Here is a 17,715-nt window from a genome sequence, read left to right as displayed (position 1 = left end):
CTGATAACGATATTTAGTGTGCCGCAATTATTATTTGGGTATTACGTATAAATATTTTAAGTAACGATTTAAAAATGATTTAAGGAAAGAGTATTAGAGCAGCGTACGAACATTAGTTGTAGAAATGAACAGCTGTATTTTGCTTTGATCAAGACGTGTCAAATAACCTATCGAGATGTGACACAAGATATAACTATAACACGTATCCGAAGGCAGAATTTACCTGCTTTTGAGGTTTATAATTTGAATGTATAAAAGTGCGATAAAACAGCCACCTAAGTTAACCAATGCGTAGCTCTAACTTAGGGGCAGACAAAAAATTTAACGCATGAAAAATGTCACTGGTTTTTGTTATCTAATATAAGGGTTTGTTTGTCTTTCATGACCAATTGTTGAAATATCACCGTGTCCTGAGATAAATTGATAATCATCTGGAAGCGTCATTAAACTTGAATGTATTGAGTCAATTAATGTTTGATGATCACCTCTTGGAAAGTCGGTTCTTCCCATACTGCCTTTAAATAATACATCTCCAACCCATGCTAATTTGTTCTCGTGATTTATAAAAACGACATGACCAGGTGTATGGCCTGGACAATGTTTTACATCAAAGGTTAAGTTCCCGACAGTTACTGTGTCATCGTGTTCTAACCAACGAGTGGGAACAAAAGGTTTTGCCTCAGGAAACTGAAACATACGAGATTGGTCACTTAAGCGATCTATCCAAAATATGTCTTCTTGTTGAGGGCCTTCAATAGGCAAGTCTAATTTATCTGCGAGATCTTTGGTGCCGCCGGCATGGTCAATGTGGGCATGAGTAATTAGGATCTTTTCAAGCGTTACGCCCAGAGCGTCTATTCGATCGACTAAACGTTCTACTTCGCCACCAGGATCGACAATTGCCGCTCTATTTGTTTCACTGCAAATAATAATGCTGCAATTTTGTTGGAACGGCGTTACTGGAATAATTTCGACTTTCATTTAAACAAACCTAGTTGGGACTTAATTTAGTTGGAAAACCATTTAAAAGAATGGGCAATGGAATTAATTGAATTCTACCTGAACCAGCAGTTAAAAACAGCCTAGAGTTGGATCTGGACGAACTAAAATTTAATAGAAATAACACTGGTAAGGTGAATTCAAATTGAATACATTGATAGCTATAAACTGGTTTCAACTGACATTAAGAGTGTTGTTATGTCTAAGCTTCAAAAAGAATTTTCGATTGCCAAAATAATTTATAAAGCAATGTCTCGGAAAAAAGACCCGACGGAAGATTTCCGGCCATTTAGTATTCGCGTCAATAATTTTTATTGTCGACGGGCTCAGTTAGAAAAATTCACTAAAGGTTTCGCTCATCCAAATGAGCTTCCGAGTTTTGCATTTGTTGCAACGTTCAAATTAGTTTTGCAATGTTTAGCGCAATCAAATATCACCTCAAATTTGATGGGGCTCATCCATTTAAATTCAGACTTTAATATTGCTACTCCGCATAATTGGTTATTGCCGACTGATATAGAAGTGTCAATTAAAGATGTCACTAAAGATGAAAAAGGCCTTAATTATTTGGTCGTGACTAAGTTATTTCAAAACGGTGAAATAACGATAATCAATTCCAATAGAATGTTAGACAAAGATCCATCTTATCGCCCTAGCCGCTCTGCACCAGAAAAAAAGCAAACTAAGTCACTTAGCAAAACCTTGGCGTCGACGGTATTGTCAATAAAAACAGCCTGGTATTATGCGTGGATGTCGAAGGATTTTAACCCTATCCATCTTCACCCTGCGTTAGCTAAACAGTTTGGGCTAAAACGTGCGTTAATTCACGGTATGTTCAATTTGCACTTTAGTTTAAAACACATCTTAAAAAGTCGAACCGAAAAAGTATCTTCAATAAAAGTGCAGTTTAATCGCCCGTGCTTTTTGCCAAATCAGATATTTTTGAAAAATTATACGGATACCAATGAATATGGCCTATTTGGTAAAGATCAGACGGAACGTTTTTTAAAAATAGAAATAGAAGATTTAGTTACCCAACAAACCGAGTCAAAATAGCTTAACTATATAAGTACGAGCACGTGCATGTACTTTTTTCGATGTATGTTGTCGTCGCAGTTACTCAAATTCGGGCATAAAAAAAGGAAGCATAAGCTTCCTTTTTTCTACAAACTGTTTGCTATTATGCCGCTAAAGCTTCGTTCGCTTTAACAACTAATGCTGCAAATGTAGCTTGGTCGTGCACTGCTATGTCAGCTAGGATCTTACGGTCAACTTCAATAGACGCCTTTTTCAAGCCGTTCATGAATTTGCTATAAGATAAACCGTTTTGACGCGCTGCAGCGTTAATACGAGCAATCCACAATTGGCGGAAAACACGTTTTTTCTGACGACGGTCGCGGTAAGCGTATTGACCAGCTTTAGTTACTGCTTGGAACGCTACACGATAAACACGTGAACGTGCGCCGTAATAACCTTTAGCTGCCTTTAGTACTTTTTTGTGACTCTTGCGAGCTTGTACACCACGTTTTACTCTTGCCATTTTTCAGTCTCCTCTCTTAAGCGCCAGCTAACATACGATCGATTAACGGTTTATCAACCGCTGAAACCATAAGTTTGCTACGTAGATGACGTTTACGCTTAGAGCTCTTTTTAGTCAAAATGTGACGTAAGTGAGACTGTTTACGTTTGTAACCGCCAGAAGCAGTTTTTTTGAAGCGTTTAGCCGCTCCACTGTGAGTTTTCATTTTAGGCATAGCCTGAACTCCGCATTGTTAAGTTTAATAATAGTAATAAGGCGAGACGACTAATAAATTAATCGAGCTACTTTTTAAAGGCCCTAATTACTTGCTATGTTAACGACCTAGTTGGTCTTAACAGGCGCGAGTACCATGATCATCTGTCGTCCTTCAGCTCTTGAAGGAAAAGATTCAACATTGGTTATTTCTTCTAAATCTTTTTTCACGCGATTTAAAAGTGCAATACCGATATCTTGATGAGCCATCTCTCGACCACGGAAGCGGATCGTGACTTTCGCCTTGTCCCCAGCTTCAATGAAGCGACGCAGGTTGCGTAGTTTTACCTGGTAGTCGCCTTCGTCAGTCCCAGGACGGAATTTGATTTCCTTAACCTGGATCTGTTTTTGCTTTTTGCGCTGCTCTTTCTGAGCTTTGCTCTTTTCATATAAAAATTTGCCGTAGTCCATTACCTTACAAACAGGTGGCTCTGCATTTGGGCTAATTTCAACCAAATCCATTCCAGCTTCAGTCGCTGTACCTAACGCTTCACTAATAGTAACTACACCTAGTGGCTCGCCTTCAACCCCGACTAATCTTACTTCTTGAGCAGTGATCTCATCGTTTAACCTGTTTGCCGCGACCTTTTGGCCTCGTTTGTTTTGCGCTCTAATGGCAAAATCCTCCACGAAATTAATATAAAAGAACGAAGCTATTTCTCATTTTTAAGCTCCGTTCATCAAATTTTAGAACCGATTATTTATGATTGCTAATCGTTTCTTTAATTAAGCCGACAAAATCGACTAAATCAATCGAACCTAAGTCTTCACCTTTTCGAGTACGAACGGCAACTTGACCAGATTCTTTTTCCTTCTCGCCCACAACTAACATATAAGGAATACGTTTTAATGTGTGCTCGCGGATTTTAAAGCCTATCTTCTCATTTCTCAAGTCCGAAATGACTCTAATTCCATTTAGTTTCAATTTTTCGGTGATTTCTTGCACATATTCGGCTTGTGAGTCGGTAATATTCATTACGACGACTTGTTTTGGTGCTAACCAAGTTGGCAACAAGCCTGCATATTCTTCAATTAAAATTCCAATAAAGCGCTCAAGAGAACCCAAAATCGCTCTGTGGATCATAACAGGCGTTCGTCTTTCGTTGTCTTCTGCAACATAAGTTGCACCTAAACGACCAGGCATTGAGAAATCAACTTGGATTGTGCCACATTGCCAAGCACGACCTAAACAGTCATGTAAGGTAAATTCAATTTTAGGGCCGTAAAACGCGCCTTCTCCTGGTTGGAAATCAAAATCCAGTTCATTTACTTTCAAAGCGTCTTCTAACGCTTTTTCTGCTTTGTCCCAGCTTTCATCTGTACCAACACGTTGTTCAGGTCGCGTTGACAGTTTGATACTAATATTTTCAAAACCAAATGTTTTGTAAGTATCAAAAACCATTTCGATACAACTGCTGACTTCTTTTTGAATTTGCTCTTCAGTACAGAATATATGCGCGTCATCTTGGGTAAATCCACGTACACGCATTAATCCGTGTAAAGCACCTGACGGTTCATTACGGTGACAACAGCCAAACTCAGCCATACGCAGTGGTAAATCACGGTAAGATTTAAGCCCTTGGTTAAATATTTGTACGTGACCTGGACAGTTCATTGGTTTAATCGCGTATTCACGGTGTTCAGAACTTGTTGTGAACATGTTTTCAGCGTATTTGTCCCAGTGACCTGATTTTTCCCACAACGAACGGTCCATCATTAATGGGCCCTTAACTTCGTCGTAGTTGTATTCAACTAGTTTGTTGCGAATGAACTTTTCCAATTCAGTATAAATCGCGTAACCGTCATTATGCCAAAATACCATTCCTGGCGCTTCTTCTTGCCAATGGAATAGATCGAGGGCTTTACCAATTTTACGATGGTCTCGTTTTTCAGCTTCTTCAAGACGTTTTAAATACGCTTTAAGTTGCTTTTTGTCGCCCCATGCTGTGCCGTATACACGTTGCAACATTTTGTTGTCAGAATTACCACGCCAATAAGCCCCGGCAACTTTCATTAATTTAAAGTGCTGACAGAACTTCATATTAGGAACGTGAGGACCACGACACATATCAACATATTCTTCGTGATGGTATAAACCTGGACGATCGTCACGTTCTATATTTTGATCTAAAATTTCAAGCTTGTAAGGTTCACCACGCGCTTCAAACGTATCACGCGCTTCTTGCCACGATACTGTTTTCTTCACAACATCGTAGTTGGTCTTAGCAAGTTGCAACATGCGTTTTTCAAGCGCATCAATGTCTTCCTGAGTTAACGATTTTTCTAAATCTAGGTCGTAGTAGAAACCATTTTCGATGGTTGGACCTATGGCCATTTTAACATCTGGGAACATTTGCTTAATCGCGTGTCCTAAAAGGTGAGCACATGAGTGACGAATAATTTCGAGTCCATCATCATCGCGTGCGGTGATAATTTGTAAATTAGCGTCAGCTTCTATTAAGTCACAAGCATCGATGCGAACACCGTCTATAGCACCCGCTATTGTTGCTTTAGCTAATCCAGGACCGATGTCATTGGCAACGTCCATTACTGAAACGGCATTTTCGAAGACACGTTGGCTTCCATCAGGGAGAGTAATTACAGGCATGAAATTTCCTTAGTACAGTGGCGGCGCATACGAAACGTCGCATATACAATAAAATGTGTTTTAATTTGAAAGCGCAAGAACAGATACTACCTATTCAAAGCTGCGCCTAAGAACGACGAATGGTATTTTATCTAGTGCAAATTCGCAAGGGTTAGCCGTATGATATTGGCTAGTTTTTCCGTACTATTGGTACCACTAAGACAAAATCGCTAAAATTAACAACGAAAGGCTTTTTAATCTATGACATTTCCTGTTGCTTTAATCACCGGCGCGGCTAAACGTATTGGTAAAACGACCGCGTGTCATCTCCACAACGCCGGTTATAATGTGATCATTCACTGTCATAAGTCGGTAAAAGATGCTGAGAAACTTGTTGAACAGTTAAATCAAAAACGCAGTAATTCAGCACACTTACTCATCGCTGATCTATTGGAACTAAACCAACTCGATACCATTGCACAACAAGCTGTTAATTATTACGGCCGACTAGATCTACTTATTAATAATGCCAGTACGTTTTATCCAACTGATGTCGAAAACGCCAGTTTCGAACAGTGGGACGATTTAATGACAACTAATTTAAAGGCCCCATTCTTCTTGATTAAGTCGCTTCAACAGCAATTAGAAACGAATAAAGGTTGTGTAATCAATATGGTAGATATCCATGCTGACAGGCCCCTTTTAGGCTACCCAATTTATTGCATGGCAAAAGCCGGTTTAGCGATGTTAACAAAGTCGCTTTCTCGTGAATTAGCACCTAATATTAGAGTGAATGGCATCGCACCGGGTGCAATATTGTGGCACGAAAATGAACTTGCTGAAGAAGATAAGGTCACAGTATTAAATGAAATAGCACTCAACCGACTTGGAAGTCCCGATGATATTGCAGAAGCAATATTGTATTTAGCTAGAGCACATTATGTAACAGGACAAATTTTGGCCGTAGACGGAGGGAGAAGTGTCAATGGAGGCGCCAAAGCATAACTAAATAGAGGTGAACTATGGATACCTTTGAAAAAACAATTTTATGCCCACATTGTGGACACCACGTGCACTTTACGTTTGATGCATCAAATGGTGACCAGAACTACTATGAAGATTGTGCCGCTTGCTGCAATGCAATCCATATAGACATGCACTTAGATAACGTTCATCAAAAAATTGAATTGAAACTTGATGCGGACGACGAACAAATTTATTAGTCGTCGCCCTACGGCTTTTAATCACTGTGGCAAACCTAGTTATCGTTATTTATTATTTGCTAAATAACGTTCTACTGTTTGCACGATAGAATACGTTTGTTGATCAACTTCTAGGTTTAAACGGTCGCCCATTTTAACAGTGCCTAAATTAGTAGCCTGCAATGTTTCAGGTATTAAGTGTAGAGAGAAACCATCAGGTTTGACTTCACCAACGGTTAAACTGCAACCATTTATCGAGACAAAACCTTTATATAAAATAAACTTCATCCAATTTGGATCGACTTGCAGTTGGATTGAGCAGTTGTCTTTGTTTTGTTCAACACTAACGACTAAAACAGAATCGTGAATATGACCCGACACAATATGACCGCCGAGTTCAGTGCCAAATGTAACACTGCGTTCTAAGTTAACCTTTTCGCCCTTCTGCAATTTGCCTAAATTTGTTTTGTCTAATGTTTCATCGATAATATCAAATTGCACGTGGCCATTTCTCTCACCTAAATCGCTTGCAAATTTAGTTACCGTTAAACAGACACCATTTATCGCAATACTTGCACCAATATTTAAACGTTGCAGGTGCTCACTGGCTACAGACAAAGTTAATGTCCTAAATTTGTCATTACCAACAAATGAAATTACGGTGCCTTTGGTTTGAACTATTCCTGTAAACATATAAGTCGCTAATCTAAATAAAAAGATAATGGCAGGACTATACCAAAATATCTAATTTGAGATCAGGTTAAGGGTGTAAAATAGACCAAATTACTGAATTAGAATCGTTGTCTGATTATAAAATCCGCAAACAAACGGCATTTTAAAAAAACGTCTTGCTTTTTTATAGGCGCCTACTTAACATAGCGCCCGTCTTAACGACAAACTATTTAAAAATGTACGACCGTAGCTCAGCTGGTTAGAGCATCACCTTGACATGGTGGGGGTCGGTGGTTCGAATCCACTCGGTCGTACCAATTCTTCTAAGTATTTGTTTTACAATAAATTAGTTAACAATCAATGATTTATAAGCACCTTCTTTAACCAACGTGGTACAAAGAGGTGGTACAAATGGGTACGATGGCAACACCATTCAAACATAAAAAAACAAGCGTATATTACTGTCGTGTTTCAGTTCCCAAAGATCTAAGAGACATTGTAGGTAAAACAGAATTAAAGCGCTCACTTCATACTAAAGATATCAATCAAGCTAAACGACTATTCCCAGAAATTTATTCAGAGTTCAATTGCGTCATTGAGACGGCAAAAAGAAAGCTTGAGACAGAGCTTAAAATCAAACATAGACGAACTACATCACCAGACAAATTGACGATGTTTGATGTTCAAGTCTTGGCATCTCGTTATTATAACAATGAGATTGAAGCCCTTAGAAGTCATGAAACATTTTGTGCTAATGCAATAGCTAAGTATGATTTGATTCTTGTTAACTTAGGTAATTGGAAAGGAAACTCTGAGGTTACTCTTGAAGACTTCGATGTTATGTTTGGTGGGAATGAAGACAGTTCTGCAAGACCTTTCCAGCATGACCGAAATGAAGCCTTAGTTGAGTGTTTAGGTGAGGTTACAGATAAACTTTTGGCAGATAATGGTTACGCAATACCAAGAGAAAGTAAGTACTATCAGATACTTATCCAAACCCTTGCGCTTAAAGCCCAAAAGTTAAGCCAAGTAGCAATGCAATACTATAGTAACAACTTTGATGATTCAGATTTTGAACAATTAGCGTATCAAGATACAACTCCTCCCCTAAACAATCTGACAGTTACTACAGGAACCAAACCTCGAGAGCTGTTTGATAGATACGAAGAGGATTTACGTCTACAAAAACAAGGACAGGAAAAAACTCTAAAGCGAACCATTAAAGATTATGAAGTAGTTATCAAAAGGTTCATTGAGTTCTCTAATAATAAATCAATTGAAGATGTCACATCTCGTGATATTGCTGAGTTTCGCGACTTGCTTCTGCGTCTACCGTCACGCCCTTCTAAAAATGTAACTTCAATGCCCTTACTTAAACAAGTTGAGTATGCCAAGGCTAACAAGTTAAAGACTTTGGCACCAAAGACAGTTCGTAAACTACTTATGGCATTAAGTGCAATATTTGAATTCGCTAAGGAACAAACCTTAATTGATATTAACCCTGTGCACGGAAGTGCTAAGAGATTAAGTCAAACAATTAAACAGCGCTCAGGAAAAGAAAAGGAATACCCTAAAGAAGACTTGTTGAGAATATTCAATAGTCCAATCTATACGGATTCCTTCAGACCACCAAGAGCTGATTACGGTGAAGCTGTCTACTGGCTTCCTTTACTGGCTTATTACACTGGTGCTCGTCGTGAAGAACTCGCTCAGCTTTATACGCTAGATATTAAAGAAATAAACGGGATTCACTACTTTGACTTGGAAGCAAACGATGACGACAAGTCTCTTAAGAATTGCTCAAGTGTTAGGAAAGTTCCAATACATAACGATCTGATTGACCTTGGATTTCTTAGCTATGTTAAATCACTAAAAAATAGCAAGCGCCTTTTCCCTAAACTGACAATTGGCGGTGATGGCACTTATGGAGATAATGTTGGTGATTGGCTAGGTCTCTATTTTCGGAACAAACTTAAGGTTAACTCACAACTAAGACCTATTCACGCATTCAGACACACCTTTAAGACAAATGCTCGTCTCGTTGGGATGTCAAAAGATGTTCACGATACGATTACTGGACACAACTCAGGTGATGTTTCAAGCTCTTACGGCCACTACCCTCTTGAGCTTTTACATCAAGAAATAAATAGGATTCCTTCAATACCTGTTGAGCTCAACAGGATTAAATGGAAATTAAATTAACAGTTTGGGTAAGCATTGTTTAAAACAGTACTTTACACCATTATTAGACGTCAACTAACCTGTAACCTGAATGGTTTTTGAGGCAATCAATGATGTGCCAAACAACAATACTAGACGAATATGACAGATTACAAACTGAAATTAATTTGTACTGGTTCATCTTTGAACGTACAACTTCGTTGAATAAGTTTAGATTCGATCTTACAGACAGGAGTGAGTGAAGATTGGACGTTTTGTCTAATTCATTTCCGGACGTGCAACTTAGAAAAGTCTAAATTTAAGTACACTCATAATGTTTTGGTGTCGCTAAACTTTGTTCGAGTTCTTCTATAAAGCGGATTGAGCTTGTAACATGACCAAAAATAAGCATAGCTTCACTATATTTTAAAACGTTATTGTCATGAGCGAAGCTTTGGTTATTCCTTACATGATTAAAAGCTTCCATATTCGCGATGCTCGACTTAAGAATTCGCTCGGTCATCTCAGATTCAATGACGCCAGAAGCCTTCATTTTCTTTATGTATTCCCCAACCAGACTATGGAGAGGTTTTTTCTTGTCTGTCTCAATATCGTACTTTCCACAAAGAACTCTAAAGTACTTAACTAGAAAGGTATGTAACCGATCTAATCCAACCTCAGGTTCATTGCGATCAATTGTGTCTCTAACCGCTTTAGCTAAGGTTTCAAAATCTTTATCTTCTGTGTTAGGCACCACTGCATCAATATCAGGAACAGGCGCGCTCAACTTTAAGCGCTGTACTATCTTTAAACACTCATCACTTGGTACATCCGTATTATTAATGCCCTTGTACTCACCCCATTCATCGAAGATATCACCAAGTAATTTACCTACAGTAAAATTTGATTCGATATCCCAAAAAGCACGCATTCGATTTGCTTTAGAACCACTATTTAGATTGTACTTTTCGTCGTATATTTCTTTGCCAGTACTTTCTAATATAAATTCTTCAAAGGTACGATTTGAAAAATCTATTACAAAGCCACTTGCCATACCAAGCATTCGCTCTAGCTTTCTCTTTTCAGATTTAGATAAATTAGACAATTGTTAATTCCTTCCATGAAGTACAAAACTGAAAAGACGTGCCTTATCATTTGCAGTCTCAGAGTTACTATATACTGCTACTTTGAAACAATATAACTGGGGGGTCAACTGTTTGGCGATATATGCGACTGTCAGATTTGATTAAATCCTAAAAGATGAAGTTTAAACCAATTAATGAACTTTCCCCTTCAATCTACTAATGCCTTTATTGAAGTAACCGAAGCTTTTGATGGACAGATAACACAAGGTTTCTTAAACACTGCACAAAGGCTCAATGATGACTTCAAAAAGGCCAATCAAAAGCTTGCGAAGTATCTTCAAGTCGTGGTTAATGAAAAACCTGACACCTCCATCTAGCTAAATGAAAGAACTCCAGAGAGCCAATCTCAGATCGAAATTAATCAATGGAATGGGATAGCTTTAAGTTAGTCTTAAAGTCTTCTCTGGAGATCTTACAGATCGTTTTAGGCGTATTTGCTGGCAATAGATGATGTCAAAACAATTTCTATAGCGAGCCATATCACCTTTGTCTGCGATTTTAGGAAGGGCTAAGCAGCTGCTTCAGTCGCTAAGCTATCAGCAAGCTCATTGCCATAGATACCGCTATGACCGCGAACCCACTTAACGGTAACTTGTGACTTTTCTTGTTTTAGCTTGTCGATATGTTGCCATAGGTCTTGGTTAGCTATTGGTTTCTTATTGGCATTCTTCCAGCCTTTCAGCTTCCAACCTTCAAGCCACTCGTTGTAGCCTTTTACAATCATTTGGTTGTCTGTGTGAATGATGTCGCTTGACTTAGCCAGTTCGAGCGCCTTAATGACTGCTAGCATTTCACAGCGAACATTAGTGGTTGTCGTCATGCCATCAGATGGTTCAATACGAGAGTTGAAGCTATCTAATAGCTCACCTTCTTGATTGAATACAGCCACACCTATTCCACCAATAGTGCAACCATTCTGGTTATTAGGTGCAGATCCATCCGTGTATATGACTCGTGATAGTTGAGTTGTCATGTGTTTTCCTCCGTATAAACTTAGTTAGTTACTCACAAAACATCGGCTTTGCTTTAAGATTTGTGCTTGTTTTTAAATTAACTGATGGAAGCTGGCATACCTGTAACGCCTTCATACTTTTCATACATAGACTCTCGTAGCTGCTCGGCTTTAGATGCAGGGACGATAAAACTGTCATGAACAGGAAGCACAGGTATTGCATTGCGTGCTAATTGGTTAAGCACATCGTTCGCAATTCTGCTGTCGATATTCTGAAGTGATTGCCATGCGCTCTTGTAAAGCAAACCGATGATGTTTTTGTGCCTGCTTTCAAACTGTCCTAAAAGCATTTCGGCTTCTTGTCTGCTTACCTTTAAGTGGAAAGACACCGCACTGACTGCTTGGTTTCTGCTACTGGTACTAGTCGCAATCAAAGCTATCGTCTTAACATTGTCTCGCTTTATTCCTTCGATTTCATAGCAGTCAGCTGGAGCTTCAGTACCTGCTAAATGATAAAGAAGTCGAGGGTGCATAGATTTGAAGTCAAGCTCGACACATGACTCTCCATTAATAGTGATAGTCCTTCTAACAGCTTGCGGTAAGTTCTGCGCGTCACAGTAAAACCTTCCACCAATACACCACTGACCCTTAAAGATTCGTCTACAAGACAAGTCAGAATAGGAAAGTGTTATGGCTCTGTTGTCATCAGTTGTGTATGTCCAGTGACAACTCAGCCTAACTTCATTCTGTGTTTGTATTGACTGCCTCATTTTCAGTGTGCTTGGCTCGTCGGTATAATTTACATAGTCATATGGACTATTCCGAAGAATCAGTGGGTCAATGGGAGCTGAAATGTCCTTGATTTGATAGTCTTCGAGGAGCCTTGCTTGACTGATATAGGATTCTGTAGGAAGTATAAGTGACGGAACGCCTGACACGTAGTTCTCACTTTTAAATCCACGCTCAATCTTAATCAAGTCAAGTTGCTCACACTTTGACAGAAGAGTGCTCATTGTTTCCCTACTGAACAGTTCTCTCCTAAATCTTTTGGGGATAGCTTTTAATCGCTTGCCAAATGAATACAAAATACCAGTATTGCTACTGTGGTTCATTGCGCCCTTAAGATTCACAGCGATGCACATTGCAGCCATAACCGTAGGCTTTGTGATACGCTTGCGTCCACTTATCAACTGCTGTGTTAGCCAGTCAGTAAGCTCAGATTCTAGACCTTTGTATGTCCTCAGTGGAAAGGTGAAGATTGGGTTTGTGTCTTGTATGTCAGCCTTACCCTTCAGAGCTTGCGTCCATTGAAAGTTTTCTTGTGGGCTTATCATTAAGTGGTTCATAGAGTTCTCCTTGTGTTATTTCCCCCTATAGTGCTACTGGTGGTCTCCTTGTCTGTCGCTGAGTCGTTGCTAAGTGTATTTATCAATAATCAACTTAGTCAGTCATTTCTGGTTAATTAGTGAGTGGATACACCTCAGTGATGTCTAATGTTGGAGGACAAGAAGTTATGATATTTGGGAGAAAGTGATTTAGTTAAAGGTGACAACTAATTGATAGTCAGCCACCTGCTTTTGTTGGATAAAAGAACAGGGTATTAGAAACGTACAGCTTAAGATTCCTTGCTGACGCTCAGACTGCTTAGCTTCTTCTTCCTCAAGTCAGGGAGTGTGATTGTACGAGTTTTCTTCAACCCAGATATCTTGTATCTATAAGTCAGGGACTGCCTGAGGCTAGATTATTTGAGGGTTTCAGAGATGGCCTGTTAGAGCATGAATTATGTGAGCTTAAAGACCATCTCAAAGAGGTGTTGAGATCGACCGAAGGTACTACGTACCATATGAAGTCGCTGTGATAGTCCACAGGTTTAAGCAGCTGCGAACTCAGCTAGAACCTTATGAACAGCACCTTTACTGCAAGACAACTCAGCGGCAATCTTAGCCATGCTTAAGCCTTCCTCTCGAAGCTGGTGGACTCTCTCACGGTCAATCGTTTTGGTTCGACCAAACTTTACGCCTTTTTCTTTTGCCTTAGCGATACCTTCCATTTGTCTCTCGTATCTCAGCGACAATTCAAACTCCGCTACAGCTGCAATCATATGGAATGTCATCTTGCCGTAAGCCGTTGTTGTATCAATTCCTTGGTCAATAATAATCAGACCTACGCCTTTGGCTTCAAGTAACTTCGCTATATTCGCTAAATCTGCCACTGAGCGACCTAAACGGTCTAACTTGGTGACAACTACCGCTTCACCTTCACGTACATAATCAAGCAGCTTCTCAAGCTCTGGCCTTTTTGCCGTCTTACCTGAGCACTTCTCTTGATAAATTTTTGTGCAGCCTTGTGCATTTAACGCATCTAACTGAACGTCCAGCTTCTGTCCTGTAGTTGATACTCGTGCGTAACCAATAAGTTCTTGTGTCATAATAACTCCAATTCGTTCAATAAGGTCTAAAAGTTATGTGAACACAATATTAATGAACGGAAAGTGAACGGTCAATATTTGAGTTCAAAAAAGTTTACTTTAGTGGACGATTTCTCGTTAAGCACATATGAATAAGTGAAGCTACCAGATCGGAAATTTCTGGTTTGGTAACAACCTGCTAAATTACATTTTGTTAGTCAGTCTTTTTGGACTTCAGTAATGTAGATCGAAGAAACTGTAAAAGTGTAGTTACTTACCGTTCTTAAAATTTTCAGTTCGGCTTTAAGAACCACTAAGAAAGCTTGTACGTTGTCTTCGTGTTTGGTCGAGCTGAACAAAAGTTGCGATTAACTTGAAGATTGCCTTAGCGTTGTTCCTGTGGTGCGTAGAGACACCCTATGGGGGGAAACGAGGCTTCATCATTGTCAAATTGGCCTCTCAGATTTTTGTAGTGAAACTTATTTGTTCCATAGATCTAGAAATATTTTTTTGAATAGATCATAAAGTTCAAAGTGCCACTCAAAAAAGCCGAGTTCTTTACTATGAAAACTTAAGTTGGGTGAAACTTCGATTACGTTGCTTTTTGGTAAAATAACTATACGCTTTTGGTTTGAAGTTTCTCGTAAGAATACATAATTCGAGTTCATCATTAAGTATTTAAACTCTCGGCCTTTTGAAATTTCACTCTTAATTTTTACATTATATTTAGAAACATATTCTTCACTGTTCATTTGCCCTGTTAATTTACTTGCTTCAAAATTTAAGTTTATAAAAAAAATCAATAATGATAACAAGATAATATGAGCTAAGGTTGGATTTTTAAAGTAGTCCGCTATTCTAAACTTGTCCACAAACGTGAAGCCCAAAATCAAATAATCGACTAATAGCGTTAAATTAATATAAACAGGCTCAGTTACTCCATTGATTAAACTTAGAATCATTGAAACGTTTATAAACACAATAAACAAAGCTAGCGTATATGGAATTTTATAAACACGTCTAGGTAAGTTTAATTCCTCTCTCGTATGCTGTTCCGCGAGCCTGTGTTTTACCAAAAATACTGTAAAGACTAAAAAAAACAAACTATAAATCAGTATACTGGAAATAAGTTCGATACTTGTAGAAACATAGTCTTGGACTTCAAAAAAGTCTTGAGTACTAATACCCCAAGATTCTGTGATTTTATTATTTACATAATATCCGCTAGATATAATAATTGCAGATACAAAACCAAATATAGCGATGATTTGAGATAAATTAATTTTAAAGTATTCATAAAAATCAGTACTCTTTTTGTCTACTTTTTCTTTTAGTTTACTGCTTACTAATTCCCTACGAGTAATCAATGCCTGTTTACTTTCAGATACATACTGTTTGAACATTGTATCGTTTTCTATTTCTCTAACGTCTTTGTCTAAACTAAAGGCTTTGTTGCTGCTGTCTTCTTTAATTTGAGCTAAAAAATCAGATTTGCAAATGCCTGTTGCGTAAGAAAATGCCATTAAGAATTTACTGAGCTCCTTAACCTTTTTTTCATCCTCGGATACTAGATTAACTAATTTATGAAGTTGCTTTGAATATGTCTCATCATTGGGCTTCACATCACGACCACACAGTTTAGCAATAGCATCATTAGATAATTCCAGTAATTTATCGAATGTAGACTCAGGAAAAAGCTCTAAAGCAGTCAATAACACCTGATGGTTAAATGCATCTTTCCCAAGCTTTACTTGCTTTAAATACCTATTTGCTTTCCTGTAAAGGAGTTGTGTTTTAAACCAGTTGATAGCCACTTTTCTTTTAATTCCGTTTTCAATAAAGTTAACTCTATGTTTGAATTAAATTTAATTCAACTACAAAGAATATTTTTAATCAGCCATTATTTAAAACAATACTGGTAATATTACGAACAAAATATACATTGTCTCTAAAAGGCTTTGTAATTGGTTATTGAAGTCAAATTTGGTATTGACAAAGTGGTACAAGATAGTGGTACAGTAACGGCAGAATTAAGCACACTAGGTTGCTTATAAATCAACAACTTAGCGATTGGCAGCTAGATTCGGTGGTTCGAATCCACTCGGTCGTACCAATTCTTTATCCTCTAAAAGAATTGAAAATATATAGAACAGAATAGCCCCTTTGTGCCAAAAGCGGCCGCTTAAGTCATAGTCCTTTGTTAAGTGGTTTTTTAGTGTGGATTGTTTCAGCTAAGTACCCCATCAAGTCTTTAATTATATAAATCATTTTATCAGCGTACTCTTCCGTAATTTCAACTTTTCTTCCATGAACAATCGAGTCTCTACAATCTAATACGATATCAACAAAAGATTGATAATGTTTATTGCTTTTAAAGGCTTTATTACCAGTAATGAGAGTAATTGCTTCTTCCCTACTAATATTTTTCTTCTTACCTTTAGCCTCTAAGTAAAATTGATCATCTATCTGCTGTTCAGTAAAACCACTATTTATTAATGCTCGCCTCACTTCCCTAAAGACCCAGTGTTCAAAAGAAATAACAGCAAAAACACAAAAAGTATTGAAATCTTGTTGTCGCCTGTATTTATTAGCGAGCTGTCTATATTTTGTAGAGGGATCTTCTAAATAACCTAGGGTTAGAGCGTTTTGTAATGAAAGCATTTTATCTTTAGGCATATCACAACCAATCATAACCCCTGTTCCACGCTTATCATAAACCCCCATCTCCCATACACTTTCACCTTTAATATTTTTACCACGCATTTTGTGCCACGGACTTAGTCTTGATACATTAACTTCAGGAATCCAATCTTTTGTTGAATCATTCATAACCTTGTAAAGATAGATAAACTTTTCAATAAACTTTGTTGCAAAATTTACTACCTTAATGTGCTTTATGGTGCCTTGAACGTCTTCTATGTGCGAATTAATAGGGTGCTTTATAGGGTCTGTGGACATTATTTTCAGCATAAATACAGAGTACGAATATTCTCCGTAAATATCTTCCATCCCAAGAGTCATTCCCCAACGTTTCTGATCATTACTTACGACTTTATAAAGCCTTAATTCGGCACCAAAGTTACCAAGTACAATTGCAAGTGGAGGTTCATTATTGGGGTTACTTTGGTCATCGAGAGAATCAGGAATCAAAATCACAGCAGGTAAACGACCACCAACGTATAACTCAGTTATGGTCTCATCAGATATTTGAGACTCTTCGAATTCAGTTGCACTCCCTTTAGCACCCGAAAGTCCATTTAAAACCGTTCTCAATACAAACTCCTTGACACTTAATGCCGCGCTAAGCGGACTAAAATTGTTTGTTATACTGTGTAGCGAAGCGAAACCTAACCAAATGTTTTAGTTCCATTTAAGCGCCTTGCTAAGCATTTTTACCAATACACTTAAAGTTTGTTTCGCCTGTAACTGCGCTTCATGAAGCCAGCCACCATCTTTATTTCGATAAGTATCAAACCTTTCTAATTAGGCTATTAGTTCATCAAAGTTGGCTCTACCTAAAGCGACCTTATCCAAAGCATTATCAATTCGCTTTGTAGACAAGTTAGCTTTTGGAGGAATACCAGCATCTAGGAAGTGATAATTATTTACAAGCTCTATACCCGATAATATTGCAACATCCACTAATTAGGTGGCCAAAATCACTATGCCACTACAAACCCATTTGGAGTCAGTGTAGACTTCCCCTAGCCACCCATTATAGTTCACTGGCGCTATTGCCCTATTCTGGTAAACCAACTTATTAGGTAGCGAAGGATAAACTTAAATTATTCGGCTTAAA

The 17,715-nt window shown here is 38.2% G+C and carries 17 protein-coding genes and 1 tRNA gene; 6 read left to right on the top strand and 12 right to left on the bottom strand.

Going from position 1 to position 17,715, the window contains the following annotated elements; all coding sequences use genetic code 11:
- Positions 1-351 precede the first annotated feature (351 nt).
- Positions 352-981, bottom strand: coding sequence for an MBL fold metallo-hydrolase (locus tag KO525_RS06160; RefSeq protein WP_215962911.1), 630 nt, complete (start codon positions 979-981; stop codon positions 352-354).
- A gap of 216 nt (positions 982-1,197) precedes the next feature.
- Here KO525_RS06160 and KO525_RS06155 point away from each other — a divergent pair, with 216 nt between their 5' ends.
- Entirely contained in the window at positions 1,198-2,055 is an 858-nt protein-coding gene (locus tag KO525_RS06155; RefSeq protein WP_215962910.1) for a MaoC/PaaZ C-terminal domain-containing protein, read from the top strand.
- Between the two features lie 124 nt (positions 2,056-2,179).
- On the opposite strand, the gene rplT is transcribed toward KO525_RS06155, so the two are convergent.
- From rplT to thrS, 4 genes are all read right to left on the bottom strand, one after another.
- Entirely contained in the window at positions 2,180-2,539 is a 360-nt protein-coding gene (gene rplT / locus KO525_RS06150; protein ID WP_215962909.1) for a 50S ribosomal protein L20, read from the bottom strand.
- Between the two features lie 16 nt (positions 2,540-2,555).
- Positions 2,556-2,753 (bottom strand): 50S ribosomal protein L35, encoded by a 198-nt coding sequence (gene rpmI, locus KO525_RS06145; RefSeq protein ID WP_215962908.1) that lies wholly within the window; start codon positions 2,751-2,753, stop codon positions 2,556-2,558.
- A 107-nt stretch (positions 2,754-2,860) separates the two neighbouring features.
- The gene (gene infC / locus KO525_RS06140) at positions 2,861-3,421 is read right to left on the bottom strand and encodes a translation initiation factor IF-3 (protein ID WP_215962907.1); all 561 of its coding nucleotides are present in this window, start codon (positions 3,419-3,421) and stop codon (positions 2,861-2,863) included.
- Between the two features lie 67 nt (positions 3,422-3,488).
- Complete coding sequence (thrS, locus tag KO525_RS06135; RefSeq protein ID WP_215962906.1) at positions 3,489-5,399, bottom strand: threonine--tRNA ligase; 1,911 nt, start codon at positions 5,397-5,399, stop codon at positions 3,489-3,491.
- A gap of 240 nt (positions 5,400-5,639) precedes the next feature.
- On the opposite strand from thrS, the gene KO525_RS06130 reads away from it, so the two are divergent.
- Both KO525_RS06130 and KO525_RS06125 read left to right on the top strand, forming a co-directional pair.
- Positions 5,640-6,383 (top strand): pteridine reductase, encoded by a 744-nt coding sequence (locus KO525_RS06130; protein WP_215962905.1) that lies wholly within the window; start codon positions 5,640-5,642, stop codon positions 6,381-6,383.
- 17 nt (positions 6,384-6,400) lie between these two features.
- On the top strand, positions 6,401-6,601 hold the full coding sequence (locus KO525_RS06125) for a CPXCG motif-containing cysteine-rich protein (RefSeq protein WP_215962904.1): 201 nt from the start codon (positions 6,401-6,403) through the stop codon (positions 6,599-6,601).
- A 45-nt stretch (positions 6,602-6,646) separates the two neighbouring features.
- On the opposite strand, the gene KO525_RS06120 is transcribed toward KO525_RS06125, so the two are convergent.
- The gene (locus KO525_RS06120) at positions 6,647-7,273 is read right to left on the bottom strand and encodes a riboflavin synthase subunit alpha (protein ID WP_215962903.1); all 627 of its coding nucleotides are present in this window, start codon (positions 7,271-7,273) and stop codon (positions 6,647-6,649) included.
- Between the two features lie 219 nt (positions 7,274-7,492).
- On the opposite strand from KO525_RS06120, the gene KO525_RS06115 reads away from it, so the two are divergent.
- A tRNA-Val gene (locus KO525_RS06115) sits at positions 7,493-7,569 on the top strand.
- 94 nt (positions 7,570-7,663) lie between these two features.
- Positions 7,664-9,454, top strand: coding sequence for a site-specific integrase (locus tag KO525_RS06110; protein ID WP_215962902.1), 1,791 nt, complete (start codon positions 7,664-7,666; stop codon positions 9,452-9,454).
- A 277-nt stretch (positions 9,455-9,731) separates the two neighbouring features.
- On the opposite strand, the gene KO525_RS06105 is transcribed toward KO525_RS06110, so the two are convergent.
- Positions 9,732-10,517, bottom strand: a complete 786-nt coding sequence (locus tag KO525_RS06105) for an abortive infection family protein (protein WP_215962901.1) — start codon at positions 10,515-10,517, stop codon at positions 9,732-9,734.
- Positions 10,518-10,691: 174 nt separating this feature from the next.
- Here KO525_RS06105 and KO525_RS06100 point away from each other — a divergent pair, with 174 nt between their 5' ends.
- The gene (locus tag KO525_RS06100) at positions 10,692-10,874 is read left to right on the top strand and encodes a hypothetical protein (RefSeq protein WP_215962900.1); all 183 of its coding nucleotides are present in this window, start codon (positions 10,692-10,694) and stop codon (positions 10,872-10,874) included.
- Between the two features lie 191 nt (positions 10,875-11,065).
- On the opposite strand, the gene KO525_RS06095 is transcribed toward KO525_RS06100, so the two are convergent.
- The 5 genes from KO525_RS06095 to KO525_RS06075 form a co-directional block, all read right to left on the bottom strand.
- A complete protein-coding gene (locus tag KO525_RS06095) occupies positions 11,066-11,530 on the bottom strand; it encodes an RNase H family protein (RefSeq protein ID WP_215962899.1) in 465 nt (154 codons plus the stop codon).
- 77 nt (positions 11,531-11,607) lie between these two features.
- Positions 11,608-12,042 (bottom strand): hypothetical protein, encoded by a 435-nt coding sequence (locus KO525_RS19640; protein WP_252736702.1) that lies wholly within the window; start codon positions 12,040-12,042, stop codon positions 11,608-11,610.
- A 1,337-nt stretch (positions 12,043-13,379) separates the two neighbouring features.
- On the bottom strand, positions 13,380-13,937 hold the full coding sequence (locus KO525_RS06085) for a recombinase family protein (RefSeq protein WP_215962898.1): 558 nt from the start codon (positions 13,935-13,937) through the stop codon (positions 13,380-13,382).
- Between the two features lie 458 nt (positions 13,938-14,395).
- Positions 14,396-15,730: a hypothetical protein gene (locus KO525_RS06080; protein ID WP_215962897.1), complete on the bottom strand. Its 1,335-nt coding sequence runs from the start codon at positions 15,728-15,730 to the stop codon at positions 14,396-14,398.
- Between the two features lie 373 nt (positions 15,731-16,103).
- A complete protein-coding gene (locus tag KO525_RS06075; protein WP_215962896.1) occupies positions 16,104-17,189 on the bottom strand; it encodes a hypothetical protein in 1,086 nt (361 codons plus the stop codon).
- Positions 17,190-17,715: the final 526 nt, after the last annotated feature.

It is taken from the genome of Psychrosphaera sp. B3R10 (assembly GCF_018861025.1).
Classification (GTDB): domain Bacteria; phylum Pseudomonadota; class Gammaproteobacteria; order Enterobacterales; family Alteromonadaceae; genus Psychrosphaera; species Psychrosphaera algicola.
This window is presented reverse-complemented; position numbering and strand designations above follow the sequence as displayed.